Genomic DNA, 6,560 nt, shown 5'->3' with positions numbered 1-6,560 from the left:
GCCATTTTTCTTTATACTGTCACTGAGGCAGGTTGGACATTTGATTTCTAGAGTTATTCGCATTTCTCTATTTTATCAAAATTCAACCTGCTTTGTTTCAGCATACTTTTTGAAACACCACCCAAAATTTATTATAGGCGAAAACGTTTTGTTTAGACAGAATTACCCGATTCAGTGTATATAATGGGTTCAATATAAATCAATTTATTGGATTATTTATGTCCGATTGGCCACCAAAACCTGAAAATCAAATACAAAATACGCAACAGCCAGTTCAACCGACTGGTCCGGAGTGGAAATTGCTGGAAAAAGCGGTTTTAGCTTCGGTTGAAGAGCAGCGCCGTGCGCGCCGTTGGGGAATTTTCTTTAAATTCCTGACTTTTGCTTATCTGCTTGTAGTGATTTTGGCACTCGGCAAGAGCTGTAGTTCAGTTTCCTCAGATGCCAGCGCTGGCGCAGGTGCTCATATTGCCGTCGTCGATATTATTGGTACGATTGCTGCCGACAAGCAGAGTGTCAACAGTAGCAATACGATTAAATCGCTGAAAAAAGCTTTTGAAAATAAACAGAGTAAAGCTGTAGTGCTGAATGTCAACTCGCCGGGTGGTTCACCGGTACAGTCCGATGAAATCTGGCAAGAAATTCAGTATTTGAAAAAGCAGTATCCCGAGAAAAAACTCTATGCAGTGATCGGTGATACCGGTGCTTCGGGTGCTTATTATATTGCTTCTGCTGCGGATGAAATTATTGTCAATCCATCGAGTTTAGTCGGTTCGATTGGTGTGATCATGCCAAATTATGGCGTGAGTAATTTGCTGCAAAAGCTTGGTGTTGAAGATCGCACCATGACTTCAGGTGACAATAAAGCCTTGCTGTCGATGACTCAACCAGTCGATCCTGCACAAAAAGCCCATGTACAAGGTGTCTTGGATAATGTGCATAGTCACTTTATTAATGCGGTAAAACAGGGGCGTGGTAATAAACTGAAATCAACCGATCCTGCGATTTTCTCTGGTTTGTTCTGGACCGGTGAACAGGCGGTGAAATTAGGAATTGCAGATCGGATTGGAAGTTTAAATACCTTGAAGCGCGAACTTAAAACTGAAAGAGCCTTGAATTATACGATTGAATATAGTCCATTTGAGTCCGTATTGGGTCGCATGGGCTCATCGATTGGTGACGGAATTGCCACTTCAGTTGCGCAGAAACTTCAGTCAGAAAACAGTACGACATTGCAATGAAACCATTGATTCATTTCGCGCACGCCAATGGCGTGCCATCGAAAGTCTATCAAAAGCTGTTTGATGGACTGCAAGATGATTACGATATTATCTATGTGCCGCTCTTAGGGCCTGATAAACGTTATCCAGTGGATAACCATTGGAAAAGCCTGACTCAGCAAGTGATTGACAGTATTGTGCGTCAGTCAAAAGGTCGACCGGTGATTGGTTTGGGACATTCTCTAGGATCAGTATTAACTTTCCAGGCTACCTTGCAGCGTCCCGAACTGTTTTCGCAGATGATCATGCTGGACCCGCCGATGATTATGGGTAAAGAAGCCTTTGCCTTGCATCTTGCGAAAACTTTGCGCTTAAAAGCTTTGGACAGAATGTCTCCGGCAGGTCTGTCCAAGCGCCGTCGTGATCATTGGGATTCACGTGAACAGGCAGCTGAATTACTGCGTCCTAAAGGTTTTTATCAAGACTTTGATGCCGATTGCTTCCAGGCCTATATTGAGCATGCCTTGCAAGATGATCCGATTCGGGGCGGAGTAGAACTCACCATCCCTAAAAAGGATGAAGTGGCCGTGTTTAGAACCAATCCCTCACTGTGGTGGTTGCCTCAGGCGAAACCGAAAGTTCCGGTACATTTGGTCGTGGCTGAGCAAGGTCCATTTCTGGCCCGCAAGTTCCCGCAGCAGGTCGAAAAGAAATTTGGTATTCCTTTTACCGTGGTAGAGGGAGGACATATGTTTCCATTGGAACAACCCGATCAGGTAGCGGACTTGGTAAAGCAATTGATTCAGCAACAATCTGTTTGAATCATTAAAAAGAGAATATAAAAAACGCATCCGAGGATGCGTTTTTTATATTTAAATGATGTTAAAACTTGCAGAATTGAACAGGTTCTTGCATTTTCTCGTTTCGATATAGCACACCGTCTTCAGTGTGTTGAATGGTACCGCTACAAATCCATTCCACGACTTGAGGATAGATTACATGTTCAAGGCTATGCACACGCATTGCCAAACTTTCTACCGTATCGTGGTGAGAAACCTTGAGAACACCTTGAGCAAGCGCTTGGCCTGCGTCAAGTTCAGCCGTGACATAATGCACCGTACAGCCGTGCAGAACATCACCGGTATTGAGTACACGCTGATGGGTATGCATGCCTTTGTAATAAGGCAATAGAGAAGGGTGAATGTTCAACATTTTCCCTTCCCAGGCTTTTACAAATTTTTCACTTAAAATTCGCATAAAGCCGGCAAGTACCACCAGATCCGCATCCCAGTCCAGCAGTTGCTGATGCATCACATCATCAAACGCTTCTCGGTTTGGATATTGCCTGTGTTCAATAACTGCAGTGTGAATTCCTGCTTGTTGCGCACGCGTTAAAGCAAAGGCTTCAGGTTTATTGGAAATCACGCCGACAATTTGCCCTGAAAGATTGGCATCAATCAAGGCTTGTAGATTTGATCCGCTACCTGAAACAAGTACAGCAATTTTAATCATGCGGAATTATGCGAAGATCACACGAATTTTTTCGTCTGCACCTGCAACCGATTCAGCATTGTCTTGAATCTGCCCCATTGTCCATGCTTTCTCACCAAGACCGTTGAGTAATTCAACAGTTTTGTCAGCTTCATTTGCATCAACCACAAGCACCATGCCGACGCCACAGTTAAAGGTACGATACATTTCAAACTGCTCTACACCGCCTTCACGTTGTAGAAGTTTGAATAGCTCAGGCCATTCCCAAGAAGATTCATTCACAAGCGCTTGAGCACCATTTGGAAGGACGCGAGGTAAGTTACCTGGCAAACCGCCACCGGTGATGTGTGCCATTGCGTGTACATCGACATGTTTAAGCAATTCAAGAATCGATTTGACATAAATACGGGTTGGTTCCATTGCAACATCTGCAAGTGGGCGACCATCAACGATTTGAGTTAAATCAACATTTTTCACGTCTAGAATTTTACGAAGCAGTGAGTAACCGTTTGAGTGTGCACCTGAAGAAGCAACACCAATTAAAACGTCACCGGCTTTGACTTTAGAGCCATCAATAATTTTGCTTTGCTCAACGACACCGACACAGAAACCTGCAAGATCGTAATCTTCGCCTTCATACATGCCTGGCATTTCAGCAGTTTCACCGCCGACCAGTGCACAGCCAGCAAGCTCACAACCAGTACCGATACCAGTGACAACATTTGCAGCAACATCCACATTCAAATGACCAGTTGCATAATAGTCGAGGAAGAACAGTGGTTCAGCACCACACACGAGAAGGTCGTTAACACACATTGCCACCAGGTCTTGACCAATTGTGTCATGACGGTTCAAATTCAATGCTAAACGTAATTTTGTACCCACACCATCTGTGCCAGATACGAGAACAGGTTCTTCATAACCTTTAGGAATTTTACAAAGTGCACCAAAGCCACCTAGACCGCCCATAACTTCGGGACGTGAGGTACGCTTAGCGACAGATTTGATACGATCGACTAACGCGTCGCCCGCTTCAATGTCGACACCTGCATCTTTGTAGCTTAAACCAGTATTTGGGGTAGAAGTTGAGTTGCTCATAATGAAGTCTCCGCATTCGCGGTGGCGATTATAACCTGAATATATAAAACTCTTATGGTATTTCTGATCTAAAATGCTATCTTTATTGAAATATTTTAATTTTTAGAATGATTAATAGAGAAAAGGCGAAACTTTATGGTAGATCGCACATTGCGTCGCGTGTTTATCCTAGCTGGGATAGCTTTATTGTTATGGACTTTATACTTATTAAAACCCGTTGTAATTCCATTTGTTGCAGCACTTTTAGTGGCTTATCTATTTAGCCCGCTGGTGGATAAATTGCATGATGTGGGTCTGCCGCGTTGGCTTTCTATTAGTATCGTTTTTATCGGAATCGGAATTGTACTGACCTTGGCCATCTGGTATTTAGTGCCACTGATCTGGCAACAGTTGATGTATGCACGTGACAATATACCCGCGATCATTGGATGGATTAATTCGACCTTTTTACCATGGTTGTCCAATACCTTTAATGTCGTTGAAATGGAAATTGATACCAATCAGATTTCTGATGTGGTCATGAATTATGTACAAACCAATTATAGCGCAGACAGTATTCAGGCATTCTTGTTACGCCTTGCTCAATCCGGAATTAATTTTCTCCAGATTGGCGGTACGATTGTCTTAATTCCCATCATTGCCTTCTATTTCCTGCTGGATTGGGATCGTATGCTGGGGAGTTTGCGCCGCCTGATTCCACGTCCTTATGAAAAAAGTACACTAAAAATTGTGGGCGAATGTCATAGCGTGCTGGGTGCTTTTGTTAAAGGGCAGTTTCTGGTCATGATCTTGCTGGGAATTGTCTATGCGGTGGGCTTGCAACTGATTGGTCTTGAAGTTGGATTGATTATTGGTATGGTGGCAGGTCTGGCCAGTATTATTCCTTATCTGGGCTTTGCAGTCGGTATTATTGCAGCGGTGATTGCGACCTTATTGCAATTTGGGATTGACTGGTGGCAACTGGTATTGGTCGGCATTGTGTTTATGGTCGGACAGGCAGTTGAAGGTTATATTCTGCAACCATTCTTGCTGGGCGATAAAATTGGTCTTTCTCCTGTTGCCGTAGTATTTGCCGTATTGGCAGGTGCACAGCTGGCAGGCTTCCTGGGAATGCTGATTGCATTACCGGTGGCAGCCGTGATTGTGGTACTACTGCGGCATGTACGCGAGTACTATGAACACACAACATTTTATGGCGATCGGGCCATTGTGATGCAAGATGCCTCTACCGGTTCAATCAATATCGAAACAGCAGACTTAGATGTTGATATTGAAATGAAAAAGCCAGAGAAAAAACCGCTGCAAGCAGAGGAGAACTCAAGTAAAATTCATGATCCCCATGGTAAAGACTCATAAGGCCAAAAAATCATATGCGTCAATTGCAGTTAGATATAGAACCTCAGCTCGATGCCCGAATCAGTGATTTTTCAGGGCCGGGTTGGGGGCATGTGATTGATGCAGTGCGTCAATTACATGCAGGCTTAATCAGCCGTTTTTATGTCTATGGTGGGGCGGGTACAGGGAAAAGTCATTTATTGTCTGCTATCTGTGACTCTTATCTTGAAGTAGGGAAATCTGCGATTCAGGTATCTTTACTTGAGCTTCTAGATGCACCGACCGAGGCGATTACCTCGCTGGATCGTTTTGATCTGGTCGCACTCGATGATATTGAAGCGATTAGTGGTGTGCCGCATTGGCAGCGCGCAGTCTTTCATCTGATTAATTATAATAATGAAGGCGGCGGACAGTTGGTATTTTCTTCACGCTTTGCGCCGATTGAACTTAAGCTTGAGCTGCCAGATCTACAGTCACGCTTAACACAAGCGGTGAGTACCCGTGTGCCGAGTGGTAGTCTTTATGCTGATCGTTATGCGCTGGTTTCATCCGTACTGGATCGTCGGGGGATTCATTTAGATCCTCAAATTTTTGACTATTTACTGAGTCATGGGCCACATCAAACTTCGGTACTTCTTCAGAGATTAGAGCAAATTATTCAACTGCTTAAGGGAGAAAAACTGAAGGTCAGCAATGCCAATCTGCGACAGATTTATGCCTTGATTGACGAATATCGGTAAATCATAAAAATTCTTGAGTAATTACTCAGTCTATGCCACAGTAAGGCAAAATAATTCACAGTTGCAAGGATTCTGCAACTTTAGAAGAAAAAGAAAGAAATAAAAATTAAGGAGAAGGTTATGCTCAAGAAGAGCATAGGCATGGCTTTGCTGTGTATGGCAGGGCAGGCGTATAGTGCAGATATTATTGTAACCACGACAGAAGATATTGAAAAAGATGACAAGGAATGTTCACTTCGAGAAGCCGTTGAATATATAGAGGTGGATCAGGAAATTTGAACAACACTTATAAGTGATATTTTGCTCCCCAAATGATGTTATAAACATCAATATATGGAGTATTTTATGACACGTAGACCAAGAAGAAATCATTCAAATGACTTTAAAGCTAAGGTAGCACTTGCTGCGATTAAAGCAGAAAAAACACTTGCTGAATTGAGTGCTGAATTTGATGTTCATCAAAACCAAATTATTGACTGGAAAAATCAACTGATTTCAGCTTCCTCGCAAGCTTTCGATCAATCAAAAGCTCCAACAGAACCACCCATCGATCTAAAAAAACTACATGCAAAAATCGGTGAGCAGGCATTAGAAATTGATTTTTTAGAAGGTGTGTTGAAGAAACTGGGCCGCTTCAACCACAAAAGTTAATCGACGACTCACTTCAGATTTCAGT

6 protein-coding genes and 2 pseudogenes are annotated in these 6,560 nt (G+C 43.1%); 6 read left to right on the top strand and 2 right to left on the bottom strand.

Features of this window, described 5'->3' with window-relative positions; translation table 11 throughout:
- Positions 1-218: 218 nt before the first annotated feature.
- Positions 219-1,241, top strand: coding sequence for a signal peptide peptidase SppA (gene sppA, locus FTU82_RS15230; protein WP_100357840.1), 1,023 nt, complete (start codon positions 219-221; stop codon positions 1,239-1,241).
- Complete coding sequence (locus FTU82_RS15225; protein WP_100329063.1) at positions 1,238-2,041, top strand: alpha/beta fold hydrolase; 804 nt, start codon at positions 1,238-1,240, stop codon at positions 2,039-2,041. The genes sppA and FTU82_RS15225 overlap by 4 nt, the downstream gene beginning before the upstream one ends.
- A 61-nt stretch (positions 2,042-2,102) precedes the next feature.
- On the opposite strand, the gene purN is transcribed toward FTU82_RS15225, so the two are convergent.
- Both purN and purM read right to left on the bottom strand, forming a co-directional pair.
- Complete coding sequence (gene purN, locus FTU82_RS15220) at positions 2,103-2,732, bottom strand: phosphoribosylglycinamide formyltransferase (RefSeq protein ID WP_100357839.1); 630 nt, start codon at positions 2,730-2,732, stop codon at positions 2,103-2,105.
- Between the two features lie 6 nt (positions 2,733-2,738).
- The gene (gene purM, locus FTU82_RS15215; protein ID WP_100357838.1) at positions 2,739-3,809 is read right to left on the bottom strand and encodes a phosphoribosylformylglycinamidine cyclo-ligase; all 1,071 of its coding nucleotides are present in this window, start codon (positions 3,807-3,809) and stop codon (positions 2,739-2,741) included.
- 135 nt (positions 3,810-3,944) lie between these two features.
- Between purM and cxpE the strand changes: the two genes are divergently transcribed.
- The 4 genes and pseudogenes from cxpE to FTU82_RS15195 form a co-directional block, all read left to right on the top strand.
- A complete protein-coding gene (gene cxpE, locus FTU82_RS15210) occupies positions 3,945-5,165 on the top strand; it encodes a chloramphenicol efflux transporter CxpE (protein ID WP_074383363.1) in 1,221 nt (406 codons plus the stop codon).
- A gap of 14 nt (positions 5,166-5,179) precedes the next feature.
- A complete protein-coding gene (hda, locus tag FTU82_RS15205) occupies positions 5,180-5,884 on the top strand; it encodes a DnaA regulatory inactivator Hda (RefSeq protein WP_005097624.1) in 705 nt (234 codons plus the stop codon).
- A gap of 120 nt (positions 5,885-6,004) precedes the next feature.
- Positions 6,005-6,142, top strand: a pseudogene (locus tag FTU82_RS15200) (CSLREA domain-containing protein); the annotation flags it as partial.
- Between the two features lie 75 nt (positions 6,143-6,217).
- Positions 6,218-6,560 (top strand): annotated as a pseudogene (locus tag FTU82_RS15195) (transposase); the annotation flags it as partial.

Origin of the sequence: Acinetobacter sp. YH12151 (assembly GCF_013418355.1) — a bacterium.
Lineage (GTDB): Bacteria > Pseudomonadota > Gammaproteobacteria > Pseudomonadales > Moraxellaceae > Acinetobacter > Acinetobacter pseudolwoffii.
Note: the sequence above shows the minus strand (reverse complement) of the source record. Positions and strands in the feature narration are given on the sequence as shown.